The sequence below is a fragment of the Corynebacterium sp. HMSC076D02 genome, from assembly GCF_001813815.1.
Lineage (GTDB): Bacteria > Actinomycetota > Actinomycetes > Mycobacteriales > Mycobacteriaceae > Corynebacterium > Corynebacterium simulans.
Genome location: NZ_KV814063.1, coordinates 1 through 372, shown reverse-complemented (window position 1 = coordinate 372; position 372 = coordinate 1). Strand labels below are relative to the sequence as shown.

Below are 372 nucleotides of genomic sequence, written 5' to 3'. Positions count from 1 at the left end.
GTGGCCCCACAACAGCGGAATCGGAGCACCCTTTTCGTCCCATGCCTTCAACGAGGCCGCAAAAGCCCCCTTCTGCACGACGTCCCCGTAACTGTCACGGTTACCGAATACAGACGCGTACGCCTCAAACTCGGCCTTTTCTCCATCGCCGAGGGCTTTAACCTCAGCGATGACGCTCTTTACTGTCATTCTTCTTCCCCTTCAGGTAAAGCTGATTGGTCATCCGGCGGATCAACCACCTCCTGGTCACCAGAATCATCCTCACCACCCCTCAACCCGAGGTTGAGCGGCTGGATGAGACGGTCGCCTTCCGGAACCGCCGGCATGTTCTGGCGTGAGCGCGCCTCGTTGACCGTCATGAACGGCCCGCCG

Annotated in this window: 1 protein-coding gene and 1 pseudogene; both read right to left on the bottom strand. The window is 59.4% G+C overall.

All coding sequences use genetic code 11. The annotated features are described in order from the left end of the window. On the bottom strand, positions 1–189 hold a 189-nt coding region (locus HMPREF2935_RS07845), incomplete at its 3' end, for an HK97 family phage prohead protease (protein WP_210400735.1). Then, a pseudogene (locus tag HMPREF2935_RS13245) lies at positions 186–372 on the bottom strand (phage portal protein); the annotation flags it as partial. The pseudogene HMPREF2935_RS13245 and the gene HMPREF2935_RS07845, both read right to left, overlap by 4 nt.